The sequence below is a fragment of the Streptomyces iranensis genome (assembly GCF_017874715.1).
Taxonomy (GTDB): domain Bacteria; phylum Actinomycetota; class Actinomycetes; order Streptomycetales; family Streptomycetaceae; genus Streptomyces; species Streptomyces iranensis.
Genome location: NZ_JAGGLR010000004.1, coordinates 211907 through 228345, shown reverse-complemented (window position 1 = coordinate 228345; position 16439 = coordinate 211907). Strand labels below are relative to the sequence as shown.

Here is a 16439-nt window from a genome sequence, read left to right as displayed (position 1 = left end):
CAGTAGATAACATTCCCGGCTTCGCGCGCCAGACTCTTGACTTCTTTTCAGGGCCGTCCGTACTTTGCTCGCTATCTTCGTTCGGCCGACGACCCCGAACCATCCCGACGGTCCCGACGATCCCGACGACCCCGCGGAGGCGGCATGGGTCTGCGCAGTACACGAATACGCGGGCCCGTCGCGGGACTTGTCGCGGCCCTCATCCTCGGCGGCACGGGCCTGGCCACCGGCTGCGGACCCCGGGCCGGCCGGATCACCGATGTCGGCGCGACCGGCGGCACCAGGGTCGAGGGCGGTACGGCGACCATGGCGCTGCCGCCGGCGGCCACCCCCAACTGGATTTTCCCGATCGGTGCGCCCGGCTATCTGGCCACCTACAACAGCTCCCTCCAGCACCTGCTCTATCTGCCGCTCTACCAGCCCGAGAAGAAGGGCGACGCGCTCAGCCTGGACAGCCCGCGCAACCTCGCCGAGCAGCCCCGCTACAGCGACGGCAACAAGACCGTGACCGTCACGTTGAAGAAGGGCTACCGCTGGTCCGACGGAAAGCCCGTCACCACCCGGGACGTGAAGTTCTGGTTCGACCTGATCAAGCACAACAAGGCGGAGTGGGGCGGCTATTCGCCGAAGCTGCTGCCGGACAACATCAAGCGGTTCCAGGCGATCGACGAACGCACCTTCCGGCTCCGGCTCGACCGCGCGTACAACCCCGCCTGGTTCACCGCCAACCAGCTCCTCTACTTCACCCCGCTGCCCCGGCACGCCTGGAATCCGGACGACGAGGACCCCAAGAAGGTCTTCGCGCGGCTGACCCGGCACGCCAAGCAGCTCTCGGCCTTCGCCACCGACCCGCTGTGGAAGACCGTCAACGGGCCGTGGAAGATCCGCCAGTGGGCCACCTCGGGGCAGGTCGCGCTCGAACCCAACACCCGCTACTCCGGCCCCGACAAGCCCCACCTCGACCGCGTCGTCTTCAAGCCCTTCACCACCGCCGACTCCGAATTCAACGTGCTGCGCTCCGGCGGCGTCGACTACGGCTACATCCCGCCGTCGGTGATGGCCCAGTCCGGGAAATTCAAGGAGATGGGCTATCGCGTCGACCCATGGGAGGGCTGGGCGATCACCTATCTCGTGCTCAACTTCAACCACCCCACCGCGGGTCCGCTGCTGCGCCAGACCTATCTCCGCCAGGCTCTCCAGCTCCTCATCGACCAGCGCGCCATCTCCAGGGTGATCTGGCACGGCAGCGCCGACCCCACCCGCGGCCCGGTCCCCGCGAGCCTGCTCGCGAAGGACCCCTATCCGTACGACCCGGCCGCGGCGAAGCGGCTGCTGGCCGCCCACGGCTGGAAGGCGCGGGACGGCGGGACGCTGCGCTGCGTGCGGCCCGGGACCGGCGGCGACGCGTGCGGCAAGGGCATCGAGGAGGGGCAGCCGCTGAAGCTCTCGCTGCTGTCGCAGTCCGGCTCGACCGAGAGCTCCAACCAGATGCAGGAGATCAAGTCCTCCTACGACAAGGCCGGGATCACCCTCGACGTCCGGCAGCAGCCGCTGAACACGGTGCTCGGCACCACCATCCCCTGCGAACGGACCGAACCGCTGTGCAAGGCGTGGCAGTTGGGGTTCTTCGGCACGGCGGGCAGCTGGTACTTCCCGCCCGACCCCAGCGGAGAACAGCTCTTCGCCACCGGCGCCCCCTCCAACATGGGCAACTGGTCCGATCCGCGCACCGATGAGCTGATCAAGGACACCGAGTACTCCGGCGACCCGGCCGCGATGCGCCGCTACGGCGAGTATGTCGCCCGCAAGGTCCCCGTCCTGTGGACCCCCAACCCCGCCTACCAGGTCTCCGTCATCCGCAACGACCTGCGCGGCGTCGACCAGAACCCGACCCTGAGCCTCGCCCCCCAGGACTGGTACTTCGTAAGGCAGGGGGCGGGCCGGAAGTGATCCGCTTTCTGATCAAGCGCACCGCGCAGGCCGCCGTCGTCCTGCTGCTCGTCTCCGTCATCGTCTTCGTGCTGCTGCACCAGCTCCCCGGGGGCCCCGCCCGCGCCATCCTCGGCCCCAAGGCCACCCCGCAGGCGGTCGAGCACTTCAATCACCAGCAGGGCTACGACCGCTCGCTCCCTCTCCAGTACGTGAAGTACCTCGGGCGGCTGCTCACCGGCGACCTCGGCGAGTCGTACAAGCTCAACCAGACGGTCTCCTCGCTGCTGGCCGACCGGCTGCCCAAGACCCTCGTACTGACCGGGCTGGCCATCGCCCTCGCCGCCGTCCTCGCGATTCCGCTGGGCATCCTCCAGGCCGTACGCCGGGGCAGGGCCGCCGACTACCTCCTCACCGGGATGGCCTTCCTCGCCTACGCCACCCCCGTCTTCTTCCTCGGCCTGGTCCTGATCCTGGTTTTCAGCCAGCGGCTCCAGCTCTTCCCGGCCGAGGCGCCGCAGGCGGACACCGTCGGCGGCATCCTGGGCGACCTTCCCGGGCTCGTGCTGCCCGTGGTGACCATGGCGCTCGGCGTCATCGCCGCCTTCAGCCGCTATATGCGTTCGGCGGTCCTGGACAACCTGGGCGAGGAATACGTCCGCACCGCGCGGGCCAAGGGCCAGTCCAGCGCGCGGATCATGGCCCGGCATGTGCTGCGCAACGCGCTCATTCCGCTCGCCACCCTCCTCGGCCTCTATCTCCCGACCCTCTTCAGCGGCGCGCTCGTCGTGGAGTCGATGTTCAACTACCCCGGGATGGGGCTGCTGTTCTGGAACGCCGCCCAGGGCTCCGACTTCCCGGTGCTGCTCGGGGTGACCTTCGTCGTCGGCGTCGCCACCGTCATCGGCTCGCTGATCACCGATATCGCGTACGCCGTCCTCGACCCCCGGATCAGGAGCGTCTCGTGACCGCCACAGCCGCCGGGACCGCCCCCGCCGCCGCCGAGACGGCCGTCCCCACCCCGAGCCTCGCCCGCCGCACCCTCGCCGTCTTCACCCGCAACAAACTGGCCCTGGCCGGGGCGGTGGTGCTGGTGGCGCTGAGCGCCTTCTGCTTTCTCGGCCCGCTGTTCCACTCCACCGACCAGGTGCACACCGATCTGGGCCAGGCCAACCTCGCGCCCGGCAGCCCCGGCCATCCGCTGGGCACCACCGACCTCGGCTACGACATGCTCGGCCGGCTGATGACCGGCGGCCGGACCTCCCTGGAAGTGGGCCTCGCGGCGGGGCTTCTCGCCACGTTCATCGGCACCGTCTACGGCTCGGTCGCGGGCTACTTCGGTGGCTGGCTGGACGCGGCCATGATGCGGATCACCGACGCCGCGCTCGCCATCCCCGCCCTCTTCCTGCTGGTCGTCGTCGCCGCGATCGTCACGCCCAGCAAACTGGTGCTGATCCTCATCATCGCCTCGGTCGCCTGGCTGTCCCCGGCCCGCCTCATCCGCGGTGAAGCCCTCGCCCTGCGCAGCCGGGACTACATCCACGCCATGCGGCTCATGGGCGGCGGCGGGACGCGCGCCGTCTTCCGGCACATCGTGCCGAACGCGATCGGCACCGTCGTCGTCAACGCCACCTTCCAGATCGCCGACGCGATTCTCTACGTCGCGTATCTGTCGTTCCTCGGCCTGTCCATCCCGCCGCCCGCCGCCGACTGGGGCTCCATGCTCAGCGCGGGTATCACCTACACCCAGGTCGGCTACTGGTGGCTGATCTTCCCGCCGGGCATCGCGATCGTGCTCGTTGTCGCCGCCTTCAACTTCATCGGGGACGGGCTGCGGGACGCCTTCGACGTGCGGCTCCAGAAGAGCGGAGGCAACCGCTGATGACCGGCTCCACCGCGTCCACGGACTCGACCGCGTCCACCGGCTCCACCGGATCTCTCCTGCTGCGGGTCGACGATCTCCATGTCGAGATTGCGGGCCGCGACCGTACCGTGCACGCCCTCGACGGAGTCTCCCTGGACCTCGCCCCGGGCGAGGCGCTGGGCATCGTCGGCGAGTCCGGCTGCGGGAAGACCATGACCGCGCTGAGCGTGCTCGGCCTGCTGCCGGGCGGCGGCCGGATCACCGGCGGCTCCATCGACTTCGGCGGTACGGACCTGGCGACCGCGACCGAGCCGGTGCTCCGGGGCGTTCGCGGCAACTCCATCGGCATGGTCTTCCAGGACCCGCTCACCTCCCTCAACCCGACCATGACCATCGGCGCCCAGGTCGCGGAGCCGCTGCTGCTGCACAAGGGCCTGGGCAAGGCGGAAGCGTGGCAGCGGGCCGAGGAGATGCTGCGGCTGGTGGGCCTGCCGACCCCCGGCGAGCGGCTGAAGAACTACCCACACCAGCTCAGCGGCGGCATGCGGCAGCGCGTCGCCATCGCCATGGCGCTGATCTGCGAGCCCGAGCTGCTGATCGCCGACGAGCCGACGACCGCGCTCGACGTCACCACACAGGCCCAGATCCTGGAGCTCATCGACGATCTGCGGTCGCGTCTGGGCATGGCGATGATCCTGGTCACGCACGACTTGGGGGTGATCGCCAGACGGGTGGACCGGGTGGCGGTGATGTACGCGGGCAAGACGGTGGAACGGGCGGGTGTGCGCACCCTGTTCGCGGCCCCGCGCCATCGGTATACGCAGGCGTTGTTCGCCGCGCTGCCGGAGCGGGCGGCGGACGAGTCGCAGCCGCTCGCCACGATTCCGGGCCTGCCGCCGTCCCTTGTCACGCGGCCCGCGGGTTGCCGGTTCGCGCCACGGTGCGGCTTCGCGACCGGGGAGTGCCGGGAGCTGGAGCCAGAGCTGTCCGAGGTGGTGCTGCCCCTGCCTGCCACTTCCCGGAACGGGGACTCCGCCCCGGCCCCCGGTCCGAGGACGGCGCCGCACGGTCCGGCGACCGGGGACATACCCGAGGGGCGGGCGGGAGCCGCCCGTCGCGGCGCACACGCCTTCGCCTGCTTCCACCCCGTCGACCCCGCCGTCGACCCCGTCGCCGAGGTCGTCCCCGCCGCCCCCGCCGCGCCCCCGTCCCGTGCCGACGAGACCCTGCTCGCGCTCACCGACGTCACCAAGGACTACCCCCTGCACAGCAGCCCCTTCGCGCTCCGCAGGCGCGCCGCGGCCGCCGTCGTGAGCGCCGTCGCCGGGGTGTCGTTGATCGTCAGGCGTGGTGAGACCTTCGGCATCGTGGGGGAGTCCGGCTGCGGCAAGTCCACGCTCGGGCGGCTGGTCGTCGGCATGGAGGAGCCGACTCGCGGCACCGTCCGCTTCGCGGACCGTGACATCGCCGCGCTGGACCGGCGCGCGCTGCGCGCCCACCGGCGCGAGGTGCAGCTGATGTTCCAGGACTCGTACGCGTCCATGGACCCGCGGATGCGGGTCGGCGCGATCCTGCGGGAGCCGCTGGTCATCCAGGGCATCGGCGACCGTGCCGCGCAGAACGCGCGGATCGCCGGGCTGCTGGACGACGTCGGGCTGGATCGCGGCGCCGTGGACCGCTACCCGCACGAGTTCTCCGGCGGCCAGCGCCAGCGCCTCGGGCTGGCCCGCGCGCTCGCGCTGTCACCGTCGCTGGTGGTCGCCGACGAACCCGTCTCGGCCCTCGACGTCTCCGTACAGGCACAGATCCTCAATTTGATGCGGGACCTGCAGCGCGAGAAGGGGCTGGCCTATCTGTTCATCTCGCACGACCTGGCCGTGGTGCGCCATCTCGCGGACACGGTCGGCGTGATGTATCTGGGCAAGCTGGTCGAAACAGGACCGGCGGCCTCGGTATTCGACGCGCCGCTGCATCCCTACACCCGCGGACTGCTGGACACCGCCGAGCAGCCCGACCCGGCGGCCGAGGCCGCCGGGGCGCCGCTGGGCGGCGAGGCCCCCTCGGCCGCCGACCCGCCCTCGGGCTGCCGGTTCCGTACCCGTTGTCCGGCCGCTCAGGAAATCTGCGCCCGGATCGAGCCCGCCCCCGCCGAGCCGGCCGTGCCGGGACACCGGGTGGCCTGCCACTTTCCGCTGGTCGCGGCGGCCGGGCGGTGATGGCCCGGCCGCGGCCGACTCCCTCGGCCGGAGACGGAACCGGCGATCACTCGCGGATGTGGGGAAAGCCACAAAGGAGGCAAAGGATCTTTTCGGGCTGACACAGTGCACTGGTCTCAGCCACATCGCGCGTTCGGCGCAATACCCGGAAAGCAGCCATGGCCGCACTCGCCCGCTGGTGTCTCAGGCGCCGCGCCATCGTCATCGTGCTGTGGCTGGCCGCCTTCGCCGGGGTCGCCGCGGCGGCGGCCGTGACGGGTTCGGCGTACTCCAACGACTACGACATCCCGGGCACCGACTCCTCCAAGGTCTCCGCCCTGATGGAGCGGCGGCTGCCGGACCGGGCGGGGGACAGCGACACCATCGTCTGGCACACCGCGGACGGCGCGGGCACCGTACGCGCCCCTGGGGTCGAGCGGCGGATGGCGACGGCGCTGCGGCAGGTGGCGGACCTGCCCGGCGTCGCCTCCGTGACCGGCCCGTACGGCGCCGTCTCCGCCACCGGTCCGTACGGCGCCGGTGACACCGGCCGGCTGGGCGGATCCGGCGGGCTCGGCGAAGCCCGTGACAACAGCCGGATCAGCGCCGACGGGCACACCGCCTACGCCACCATCGTCTTCCGCGAACCCGCCGCCGACCTGGGCGAGGCGGAGGTGCGCCGGGTGCTCGACACGGTGCGCTCCGCCGCCTCCGGGGCCAAGGGCCTTCAGGTCGAGATGGGCGGCGCGGGCGCCGGGCTCACCGAGCGGACCGGGCCCGCCCATCTGAGCGAGGCCATCGGGGTCGGCGTGGCCGCCGTGGTGCTCTTCCTCGCGTTCGGCTCGTTCGCGGCGACGCTGCTGCCGATAGCCACCGCGCTCATCGGCGTCGGCACCGCGTACGCGGCCATCGGGCTGCTCGGCCACGCCATGACGATCGCCGACTTCGCGCCGATGCTCGGCATGCTGATCGGCCTCGGCGTGGGGATCGACTACGCGCTGTTCATCGTCACCCGGCACCGCAAGGGGCTGCGGCGGGGGCTGCCGGTCGAACAGGCCGCCCAGCGCGCGGTGGCCACCTCGGGGCGCGCGGTGGTCTTCGCGGGCGCGACCGTCTGTCTCGCGCTCCTCGGCATGCTCGTCCTGCGGCTGTCCTTCCTCAACGGGGTGGCGGTCGCGGCGGCGCTCACCGTCGCCCTTACGGTCGCCGCCTCGCTCACCCTGCTGCCCGCGCTGCTCGGCCTGATCGGTATGCGGGCCCTGAGCCGGAAGGAGCGCAGACGGCTGGCCGAGCGGGGGCCGGAAGCCGCGGCGTCCCAGGGTCTGTGCGCCCGCTGGGCGCGCTACGTCGAGCGCCGCCCCAAACTGCTGGGGGCGGTCGCGGCCGCCCTCATCGCGGTGCTCGCCCTCCCCACGTTCTCGCTCCACCTGGGCACCTCGGACCAGGGCAACGGCTCCTCGGCCTCGACGACGCGACGGGCCTACGACCTGCTGGCCGAGGGGTTCGGACCAGGTTTCAACGGCCCATTGACGCTGATGGGCAGCATGGACGGGGCCGACGACCGGATGGCCTTCACACAGCTGTCCGAGACCCTGCGCACCATCCACGGGGTGGCCTCGGTGAGCGCCGCGGACCTGGGCGGAGGCGGCGACACCGGCGTCATCACGGTCGTCCCCACGACGGCACCGCAGTCACGGGACACCTCCGACCTCGTCGGACGGCTGCGCGCCGAGGTGCTGCCCCGGGCCGAGGAGGGCAGCTCGCTGCGGGTCTACGTGGGCGGGCTGACCGCGGGCTACGACGACTTCGCCGCGGTGATCGTGAGCAAGCTGCCGCTGTTCGTGGGGGTGGTGGTGGCGCTGGGATGCGCGCTGTTGCTGCTCGCGTTCCGCAGCATCGGCATCCCGATCAAGGCGGCGGTCATGAACGTGGCCGCCGTCGCGTCGTCCTTCGGCGTGGTGGTCGCGATCTTCCAATGGGGCTGGGGGAGCGAACTGCTGGGTCTTGGCAGGGCGGGCCCGATCGAGCCCTTCCTACCGGTGATCATGGTGTCGGTGCTCTTCGGGCTCTCCATGGACTACCAGGTCTTCCTGGTCAGCCGGATGTACGAGGAGTGGCGGCGCACCCGCGACAACCGCACCGCGGTCCGGGTGGGGCTCGCCGAGACCAGCCGGGTCATCAACTCCGCGGCCGTCATCATGATCGCGGTCTTCTCGGCGTTCGTGCTCAGCGGCGACCGGATCATCGCGATGTTCGGCATCGGACTGGCGGCCGCGGTCGCCCTGGACGCCTTCGTCCTCCGTACGCTCCTGGTGCCCGCGCTGATGCATCTGCTCGGGGGCGCCAACTGGTGGCTGCCGGGCTGGCTGGAGCGGCTGCTGCCGAGGATCAGCATCGAGGCGGAGGGCGACGCCGGGGGCGAGGGCGACGCCGGGGGCGAGGGCGAGGGCGATGGCCCGGCGTCCGGACCGGTGGCGGTGCCCGTGCCACTGCCGGGGCAGCCCGCCGAGGGCGCGGCGCGGGCCGGTACGGCACGGTCGCCGGTGCCCTAAGGACCCTCCCCGGGCCTTCTCAGCCGTGTGGGCAGGGTGCCTAAGGCCTTGGCCCGAGCGAAGATCGGGCAGCCTACCGATGTGCCGGACCCTCCTGGGCGACGAGAGTGGACGTGTTCCACGAAACCACTCGTCACCAGGGAGAACACCATGCTGCACCATGAGTTGCACCGGATCCGCGAGGCCGAGCTGCTGCGGGAGGCCGCCGCCCACCGGCTGGTCCGGGAGGCGGCGGAGGGGCCCGGCGGCCGGTCGGCCGGGCGGGAGCGGGGCGGGCGGCTGAGGCAGGTCCGGCGGTGGCGGGGCAACCGCTCACCACGGTCGTACGGCACGGCGGCCTGACGGCGGCCGGGCCGTGCCGCTCGTCATAAGGGCTGGAGCGGGAGCCGGGCCTGGGGCCGGAGCGGTGGAACCCGGAACGGCGGGTGCCGGAAAAGCCGGTGCCGGAAAAGCCGGTGCCGCGGTGTCGGGGCCCTGTGCGATGCTCGACGACGTGCACACCATGTCCGTCAGCCCGGTGTTCATCGGTCGCGCCCAGGAGTTGGCCACCCTCGAGGACGCGCTCGCCCGCGCCACCGCGGGCGAGCCGCAGGTGCTGCTGGTGGGGGGAGAGGCGGGGGTCGGCAAGACCCGGCTCATCGACGAGTTCCTGGCCCCGGCCATGGCCGCGGGGGCGGTCGCGGCGGTCGGCGGCTGTGTGGAAATCGGCGCCGACGGGCTGCCGTTCGCGCCCGTGTCCACCGTGCTGCGCTCACTGCGCCGGAAACTGGGCACCGAGCTGGACAGGGCCGCCGCCGGGCAGGAGGGCGAACTGGCCCGGCTGCTGCCCGAGCTGGGCGAGACCTCCCGCGCGTCCCACGACGGCGACGGCCGGGCCCGGCTGTTCGAGCTCACGGTCCGGCTGCTGGAGCGGCTGGCCGCGGAGCGCACCCTCGTCGTCGCCATCGAGGATCTGCACTGGGCCGACCGCTCCACCCGCGAGCTGCTCGGCTATCTCTTCCGCTCGCTGCTCAGTGCCCGGCTGCTGGTCGTGGCCACCTACCGCTCCGACGACATCCACCGCCGCCATCCGCTGCGCCCCTTCCTCGCCGAGGTGGACCGGATGCGCGAGGTGCGGCGCATCGAGCTGTCCCGCTTCACCCGCGGCGAGGTGCACGCCCAGCTGACCGGGATCAACGGGGCCGAGCCGGAGCGCGAGCTGGTCGACCGGATCTTCGAGCGCAGCGACGGCAATGCCTTCTTCGTGGAGGAGATCGCCCGCTCCCTCAACGAGGGCTGCGCCACCGGGCTCAGCGAATCGCTGCGCGATCTGCTGCTGGTGCGGGTCGAGGCGCTGCCCGAGGAGGCCCAGGGGGTGGTGCGGATCCTCGCCGAGGGCGGCTCCTCGGTGGAGTACGAACTGCTGCGCGCGGTCGCCAGGCTGGGCGAGGACGAACTGATCGACGCGCTGCGGGCCGCCGTCGGGGCGAACATCCTGCGCCCCACGGCCGACGACAGCGGCTACCGCTTCCGGCATTCGCTGGTGCGCGAAGCCGTGCGCGACGATCTGCTGCCCGGGGAGCGCTCCCGGCTCAACCGGCGCTTCGCGGAGGCACTGGAGGCCGAGCCCGCGCTGGTGCGGGCCGATGAGCGGGCCGCCCGGCTGGCCAGCTACTGGTACCACGCGCACGACCCCGCCAAGGCCCTGCCCGCCGTGCTCCAGGCGTCCGTCGCGGCGCGGCGGCGGTACGCCCACGCGGAGCAGCTGCGGCTGCTGGAGCGGGCCATGGAGCTGTGGGAGGACGCCCCCAAGGAGATACGGCGGGCGCAGCGGCCCATGGACTACGCGGAGGTGTACCCCGCCCGCGGCTGTGAGGACCAGGCGCTGCGCCATCTCGATCTGCTCGCCGAGGTGGTGGTGGCCGCGCACATGTCCGGGCAGCGGGAGCGGGCGCTGGCCGTCAGCAAGCGGGCGCTGCGGACGCTGGACCGGGGTGGTGACGCCCCGCTGCGGGCCGCCTGGTTCTGGACCCAGCAGGGCAAACTGATGGAGGGCCTGGCCCGCGGTGACGGGTGGGAGGAGCTGAGCCGGGCCCAGGAGCTGGTGCGCGGACTGCCGCCGTCCCCCGTGCACGCCGAGGTCATGGCACAGGTGGCGGGCTGGACGATGACCCACCGGCCAGGTGCCGAGGGCCTGGCCGCGGCCGAACGGGCGGTGGAGCTGGCCCGGCTGGTCGGCGCCGAGAGCACGGAGCTGAACGCCCGCCTGACGCTGGGCTACTTCACCGGTGACTCCGGCGACATCGAGCGTGGCCTGGCCGAGATGCGCGAGGTCTGCGAGCGGGCCCTGGACCTCGATGACATCAGCGTCCTGGGTCGCTGCTATGTCAATCTGGCCTCGGCGCTGGAGGGGGTGGGCCGGTCGGCCGAGGCGGTGGAGACCGCCGAGGAGGGCGCCCGGATCCTGGACCGCGTCGGCCTGGTGGACTCCCGGGCCTGGGTCTACGGGAATCTGGCCGAGTCGCTGTTCTCCCTGGGCCGCTGGGACGAGGCGGAGGCGGCGGCCCTGATGACCCGGCGGCTCGCCCTTGGCACCAAGCCGCGCGGCACCGCCGCCAACCGGCTCACCCAGCTGGCGCTGGCGCGCGGTGAGTGGAACACGGCGGAGCGCGAGCTGACCGCGGCCCGGGAGCACTACGGCGCCCGCAACACCGAACCGCAGTACACCCTCCAGATCACGGGGCACGCCATCGAACTCGCGGCGGCCCGTGGCCGGATCCTGGAGGTCCGGGCCCTGCTGGACCAGGCCGTGGAGGCCGGATTCCCGCCCGGGATGCAGCGCTACGCCTGGCGGTTGCTGTACACGGCCGCCGCGGCCGAGTCGGCCGCGCGCGGACTGCCCACGGCCGAGCCGGGCCGGGGCGAGGCGCTGGCCCGCCTCCGGGCGGCGGCGAAGCGGGTGTCGCAGCCCGTGCCGGTGTGGCGGGCGCACGCGGCGATGGTCCAGGCCGAACTGGCGCGCGCCGAGGGCCGGGACCGGCCCGACCTCTGGGCCGAGGCCACGGCCGCCTTCGCCGCGCTGGACCGCCCCTATCCACTGGCCCGAGCCCGCCACCGCTGGGCGGAAGCGCTACTAACCCCGATCCAGAGCCCCTCCGCCCCGGACGCCCCCGGCCGGGGTGCCTCCGGCCGGGGTGCCTCCGGCCGGGGTGCCTCCGGCCGGGGTGCCTCCGGCCGGGGTGCCTCCGGCCGGGGTGCCCCCGGTCTCGGTGCCTCCGGTCGGGGTGCCTCCGCCCCGGGCGCCCTCGGTCCGAGTGTCCCCGGTCAGGGCGCTTCCCGCCCGGGTGCCTCCGGCCAAGATGTCCACGGTCGGGGTGCCTCCGGTCCGGGTGCCTCCGGCCGGGGCCCCTCCGACCCGGGTGCCCCCGACCAGAGCGCCCTCGGTCCGGGGGCCTCCGGTCCGGCGGGGGCCCCGGCTCAGGCCGATCGTGAGCATGCCGCCGAACTGCTCGCCCAGGCGCATGCCGTGGCCGACCGGCTGGGTGCCCGTCCGCTGCGCGAGGAGATCGAGCTGCTGGCCCGGCGCGCCCGGCTGCCCTTGGCGTCCGCCGCGACCCGCGCCGCGCTTGACGCGTCCCCGGGCCGCACCCCCGCGCTGCCCCCGGCCCCGGTCGCCGACGCCGCCGGACCCGCCGATCCGGCCGAGGAGCTGGGGCTGACGCCCCGGGAGCGGGATGTGCTGCGGCTGGTCGCCGACGGGCGCAGCAATCGCCAGATCGCCGAGAAGCTCTTCATCTCGCCCAAGACGGCCAGCGTGCATGTCTCCAACATCCTGGCCAAGCTGGGCGTCTCGGGCCGGGCCGAGGCTGCCGCCGTGGCCCACCGACTGCGCCTGGTGGACGGCCTGGCCGACGGCGCGGCGGCGGCCCGCTGACGGTGTGCGCGGTACGCACCGGCAGCACGCCGGGGCGCTGACTGGACGCCGGGGGTGCCAGGACGCGCGGTACGCCGACCACCCGCCGAGCCAGCCCCCTTCCGAGCCAGTCCCCTTCCGGGTCAGTCCCCTTCGCGGGGCCGGATCACCACTCGCCCTGAGTCAAGGTCTATAGGGCCCTTCCCCGGGTCGCTGCTGCGCGTCTCGTCGAGCGTGAACTCCAGCCGGTTGCGCTCTTCCTCGGTGTGCTTGCGGCCGGGCGCGAACAGTTCCTCGATGAGGTTGAACATGACGACCCCCGTAGGCGTGCGACTGCTGCCAGTGTAGGCAGACCCGTCACAGAACGGGCACTCCGCACCATGTCGGCCGAACTCAACGCCACGATCAGCCGATTCGCCCCCTCAGTGGATCTCCCTTCAGTGGATCCCGTCAGCGGACCTCCAGCCGCAGGATCCGGTCGTCCTCCCGGCCCGGCTTACCACGCCCATCCGTATTGCTCGTGGTCAGCCACAGCCCCCCGTCGTCCGCCGCCACCACGCTGCGCAGCCGTCCGTACTTCCCGTCCAGGAACGACTGTGGCTTCGCCACCGCCTTGTCGCCCTTCAGCGGAATGCGCCACAGCCGCTCACCGCGCAGCCCGGCCATCCAGATCGAGCCCTTGGCGAAGGCGATTCCGCTCGGCGAGGCGTCCTTGGGCTTCCACTGCTCCAGCGGATCGGCGAAGCCCTTCTTCCCGGCCTTGCCCTCGACTTCCGGCCAGCCGTAATTCTTGCCCGGCTCGATCAGATTGAGCTCGTCCCAGGTGTCCTGGCCGAACTCGGAGGCCCACAGCCGCTTGTCCGCATCCCAGGCCAGGCCCTGCACATTGCGGTGACCCGGGGAGTAGACGACCGACTGGGCGTCCGGATTGCGGGGCGCGGGCTCGCCGTCCGGGGTCATCCGCAGGATCTTGCCGCCGAAGGAGTCCATGTCCTGGGCGAGCCCGCGGTCACCGCTCTCGCCCGTGCCCGCGTAGAGCATCTTGTCCGGGCCGAAGGCGATGCGGCCCCCGTTGTGGATCGCGCCCTTGGGGATGCCCTTGAAGATCGTGTCCGGGGCGCCGAGCTGATCGCCGGCGGGGCGCTTGTCGTCGTACACCATCCGGACGATGCGGTTGTCCGAATCGGTGGTGTAGTACGCGTAGACCATATGGTCCGTGCCGAAGTCGGAGGAGATCGCCAGCCCCAGCAGCCCGCCCTCACCGGCGGCGGAGACGCCCGGGACGGACCCCAGCTCGGTCTTCTTCCCCGAGTCCGCCGAGACCTTGAAGATCTTCCCGGTGTCCCGCGAGGAGACCAGCAGATCCCCGTCGGGCAGCGGCGCCAGCCCCCAGGGGGAGTTCAGCTTCGTGGTGAGCGTGCGCTCCACCTTCACCGAGCCCTTCGCGGGCGCCGCGGACTCCGTCGGCGAGGGCGCGCCCGAGGAGGAGCCCCCGCCGCCCGGCTTCGTGGGCGCGGCCGACCGGCCGACCGGTCTGGTGATGCTGTCGCCGTCGGACGAGCAGCCCGCCACGAGCACCACGGCGGCAGCGGCGGCGAGAACAGAGGTGACGCGAGGACGTCGCACGGTCGGGTTCCTCTCCATGGGCACGTGTGCCGCGGCACGGCACTGATTCTTATACACCGCGGACCCGCGCCGGGTTCCCATCCCCGAATCGGGCCCGGACCAGGGCCGAACGCACAACGGCGGCCCGCGCCGGGCGGCCGTTGTGCGACGCGTTCAGTCCCACGACCCCCGCGCCGGCGGCAGCCCCGCGATCTCCGCGAGGTCCTCGGGGGAGAGCGGCAGACCGGCCGCCGCACAGTTCTCCGCCGCCCACCGCTCCCGCTTCGTCCCCGGCACCGGCACCACATGCGGCCCCTGCGCCAGCAGCCAGGCCAGGGCCACCTGCGCGGGTGTCACCCCGTCCCCGTGCCGCCGGGCGACCCGTCGCAGACCGGCCACGATCGGCTGGTTCGCGGCCATCATCTCCGCCGTGAACCGCGGATGCCGGGCCCGCATGTCGTCCGGCTCGAAGCCCTGTCCCGGGGTGAGCGTCCCGCTCAGGAAGCCGTTGCCCAGCGGCATCGCCGCCAGGAAGCCCACCCCGTGTGAGGCGCACCACGGCACCAGCGCCTCCAGCGCGTCGGGCGACCACACCGACAGCTCGGCCTGCACACAGCTGACCGGAAAGACCTGCTGGACCCGCTCCAGCTGGCGCACCGTGGCGTCGTGCATCCCGGCGCCCGCCCGCCGCTGCGCCCGCGCGCCCACGGCGCACAGCCCGAGCGCCCGTACCTTCCCGGCCGCGACCAGCTCCGCCATCGCGCCCCAGGTCTCCTCTATGGGGACCTCCGGGTCGGCCCGGTGCAGCTGGTAGAGGTCGATCACATCGGTCTGCAGCCGCCGCAGCGAGGCGTCGCAGGCCCGCTTCACATAGCCGGGCCGCCCGTTGGCCACGATGTGCTGGTCGCCCACCAGCAGTCCGCATTTGGTGGACACGAAGGCGTCCGTCCGCCGCTCCTTGAGCACCCGCCCCACCAGCAGCTCATTGGTGAAGGGGCCGTACATGTCGGCGGTGTCCAGCAGGCTCGCCCCCGAGTCGAGCGCGGTGTGCACGGTGCGCACCGAGTGCTCGCCACTGCGCTGCGAAGCGGTGTACGCCCAGCTCATCGGCATGCATCCAAGGCCGATGGCCCCCACTTCGAGCGCCGCCGCTCCGATTCTCCTGCGCTCCACCTGGCCTGACCCCTCCCGTTCCTCGGACCCCAAACTAACCTCTGCCGGCGGCCGGTGATCGCATAGCCTCCTGGCATGAGTGCAGATCACAGCGATACGTTCCGCCACCACGATTCGACTCACGGTTCATCCGAAGCGCGCGACCTGGTGTGGCTGCCCATCCCGCCCGAGGAGATGGACGGCCTTCCCGACACCCTCGAATACGCCCACTGGGACGGCGGTGAGGACTTCCCCACCGACCCGGCGCGCTGCGCGTTCTACTGCGTCCCCTACATGAAGCCGCCGCAGGTGTGCACCCGCCCGCTGCCCGCCATGACCAACCTGCGGGTGGTGCAGACCCTGACCGCCGGAATAGACCACATCAAGCCCGCGCTGGCCGATCTCGCGCCCGGGGTGCGGCTGTGCAACGCGCGCGGGGTGCACGACGCGAGCACCGCCGAGCTCGCCCTCACCCTCATCCTGGCCTCGCTGCGCGGTATCCCCGACTTCGTCCGGGGCCAGGACGCCGAGGAGTGGCGCTCCGGCTTCCGCCCCGCGCTCGCCGACAAGTCCGTACTGATCGTCGGCTACGGGGCCATCGGCAGCGCGATCGAGGATCGGCTTGTGCCGTTCGAGTGCGAGCGGGTGGCGCGCGTCGCGCGCTCCCCGCGCACGACCGAGCGCGGCCCGGTGCATCCGATCGACGAATTGCCCCGGCTGCTTCCGGAAGCCGATGTGGTGGTGCTGGTGACCCCGCTCACCGAGGCCACCCGTGGTCTGGCCGGGGCGGAGTTCCTGTCGCTGATGAAGGACGGGGCGCTGCTGGTGAATGTCTCCCGTGGTGGGGTCGTGGACACCAAGGCCCTGCTCACGGAGTTGGAGTCGGGCCGGCTGCGGGCCGCGCTCGATGTGACCGACCCCGAACCACTGCCCGCCGGGCATCCGCTGTGGCACGCTCCAGGGGTGCTCATCTCCCCGCATGTGGGCGGCCCCACGTCGGCCTTCCTCCCGCGCGCCAAGCGGCTGTTGAGGGATCAGCTGCATCGTTACGCGCGCGGCGAGTCGCTGGCACATCTCGTCGCCACGACGGGGTAGACATGCCTCTGGTACCACATACAGGCACCGATTGACTCCACTCCGTATATACAACGCCGTAGTCGGTTACGGTCCGTAGATGGCCTATGTCCCTGAGTGACCAGTCTGGTGTATCGTCCCGAGCGGGGGCTGCGCCACTGACCTGACGGCGTCAG

Annotated in this window: 11 protein-coding genes; 8 read left to right on the top strand and 3 right to left on the bottom strand. The window is 72.3% G+C overall.

The genetic code is table 11. The features are described from left to right. The first annotated feature begins 144 nt into the window (after positions 1 to 144). From J2Z30_RS09010 to J2Z30_RS08980, 7 genes are all read left to right on the top strand, one after another. Complete coding sequence (locus J2Z30_RS09010) at positions 145 to 1950, top strand: peptide ABC transporter substrate-binding protein (RefSeq protein ID WP_044569636.1); 1806 nt, start codon at positions 145 to 147, stop codon at positions 1948 to 1950. Next, positions 1947 to 2897 (top strand): ABC transporter permease, encoded by a 951-nt coding sequence (locus J2Z30_RS09005; RefSeq protein WP_044569634.1) that lies wholly within the window; start codon positions 1947 to 1949, stop codon positions 2895 to 2897. Before J2Z30_RS09010 ends, J2Z30_RS09005 begins: the two co-directional genes overlap by 4 nt. Continuing rightward, positions 2894 to 3811 carry an ABC transporter permease gene (locus tag J2Z30_RS09000; RefSeq protein WP_078956614.1) on the top strand — a complete coding sequence of 306 codons (918 nt, stop codon included), beginning with the start codon at positions 2894 to 2896 and terminating at the stop codon, positions 3809 to 3811. The genes J2Z30_RS09005 and J2Z30_RS09000 overlap by 4 nt, the downstream gene beginning before the upstream one ends. After that, the gene (locus J2Z30_RS08995; RefSeq protein WP_044569632.1) at positions 3811 to 6009 is read left to right on the top strand and encodes an ABC transporter ATP-binding protein; all 2199 of its coding nucleotides are present in this window, start codon (positions 3811 to 3813) and stop codon (positions 6007 to 6009) included. Before J2Z30_RS09000 ends, J2Z30_RS08995 begins: the two co-directional genes overlap by 1 nt. A 158-nt stretch (positions 6010 to 6167) precedes the next feature. Further along, entirely contained in the window at positions 6168 to 8540 is a 2373-nt protein-coding gene (locus tag J2Z30_RS08990) for an MMPL family transporter (protein ID WP_044569630.1), read from the top strand. 150 nt (positions 8541 to 8690) lie between these two features. Beyond that, the gene (locus J2Z30_RS08985) at positions 8691 to 8882 is read left to right on the top strand and encodes a hypothetical protein (protein WP_044569628.1); all 192 of its coding nucleotides are present in this window, start codon (positions 8691 to 8693) and stop codon (positions 8880 to 8882) included. 139 nt (positions 8883 to 9021) lie between these two features. Next, a complete protein-coding gene (locus tag J2Z30_RS08980) occupies positions 9022 to 12453 on the top strand; it encodes an AAA family ATPase (RefSeq protein ID WP_245387771.1) in 3432 nt (1143 codons plus the stop codon). A 122-nt stretch (positions 12454 to 12575) separates the two neighbouring features. On the opposite strand, the gene J2Z30_RS08970 is transcribed toward J2Z30_RS08980, so the two are convergent. The 3 genes from J2Z30_RS08970 to J2Z30_RS08960 all read right to left on the bottom strand — a co-directional run bounded on the left by J2Z30_RS08970 (position 12576) and on the right by J2Z30_RS08960 (position 15210). Further along, complete coding sequence (locus tag J2Z30_RS08970) at positions 12576 to 12743, bottom strand: DUF6191 domain-containing protein (RefSeq protein WP_167396640.1); 168 nt, start codon at positions 12741 to 12743, stop codon at positions 12576 to 12578. A gap of 139 nt (positions 12744 to 12882) precedes the next feature. Further along, positions 12883 to 14076 (bottom strand): PQQ-dependent sugar dehydrogenase, encoded by a 1194-nt coding sequence (locus J2Z30_RS08965; protein WP_044569626.1) that lies wholly within the window; start codon positions 14074 to 14076, stop codon positions 12883 to 12885. A gap of 135 nt (positions 14077 to 14211) precedes the next feature. Next, positions 14212 to 15210 carry an aldo/keto reductase gene (locus J2Z30_RS08960; RefSeq protein ID WP_078956613.1) on the bottom strand — a complete coding sequence of 333 codons (999 nt, stop codon included), beginning with the start codon at positions 15208 to 15210 and terminating at the stop codon, positions 14212 to 14214. Between the two features lie 75 nt (positions 15211 to 15285). Here J2Z30_RS08960 and J2Z30_RS08955 point away from each other — a divergent pair, with 75 nt between their 5' ends. Next, a complete protein-coding gene (locus J2Z30_RS08955) occupies positions 15286 to 16284 on the top strand; it encodes a 2-hydroxyacid dehydrogenase (protein WP_209468615.1) in 999 nt (332 codons plus the stop codon). Positions 16285 to 16439: the final 155 nt, after the last annotated feature.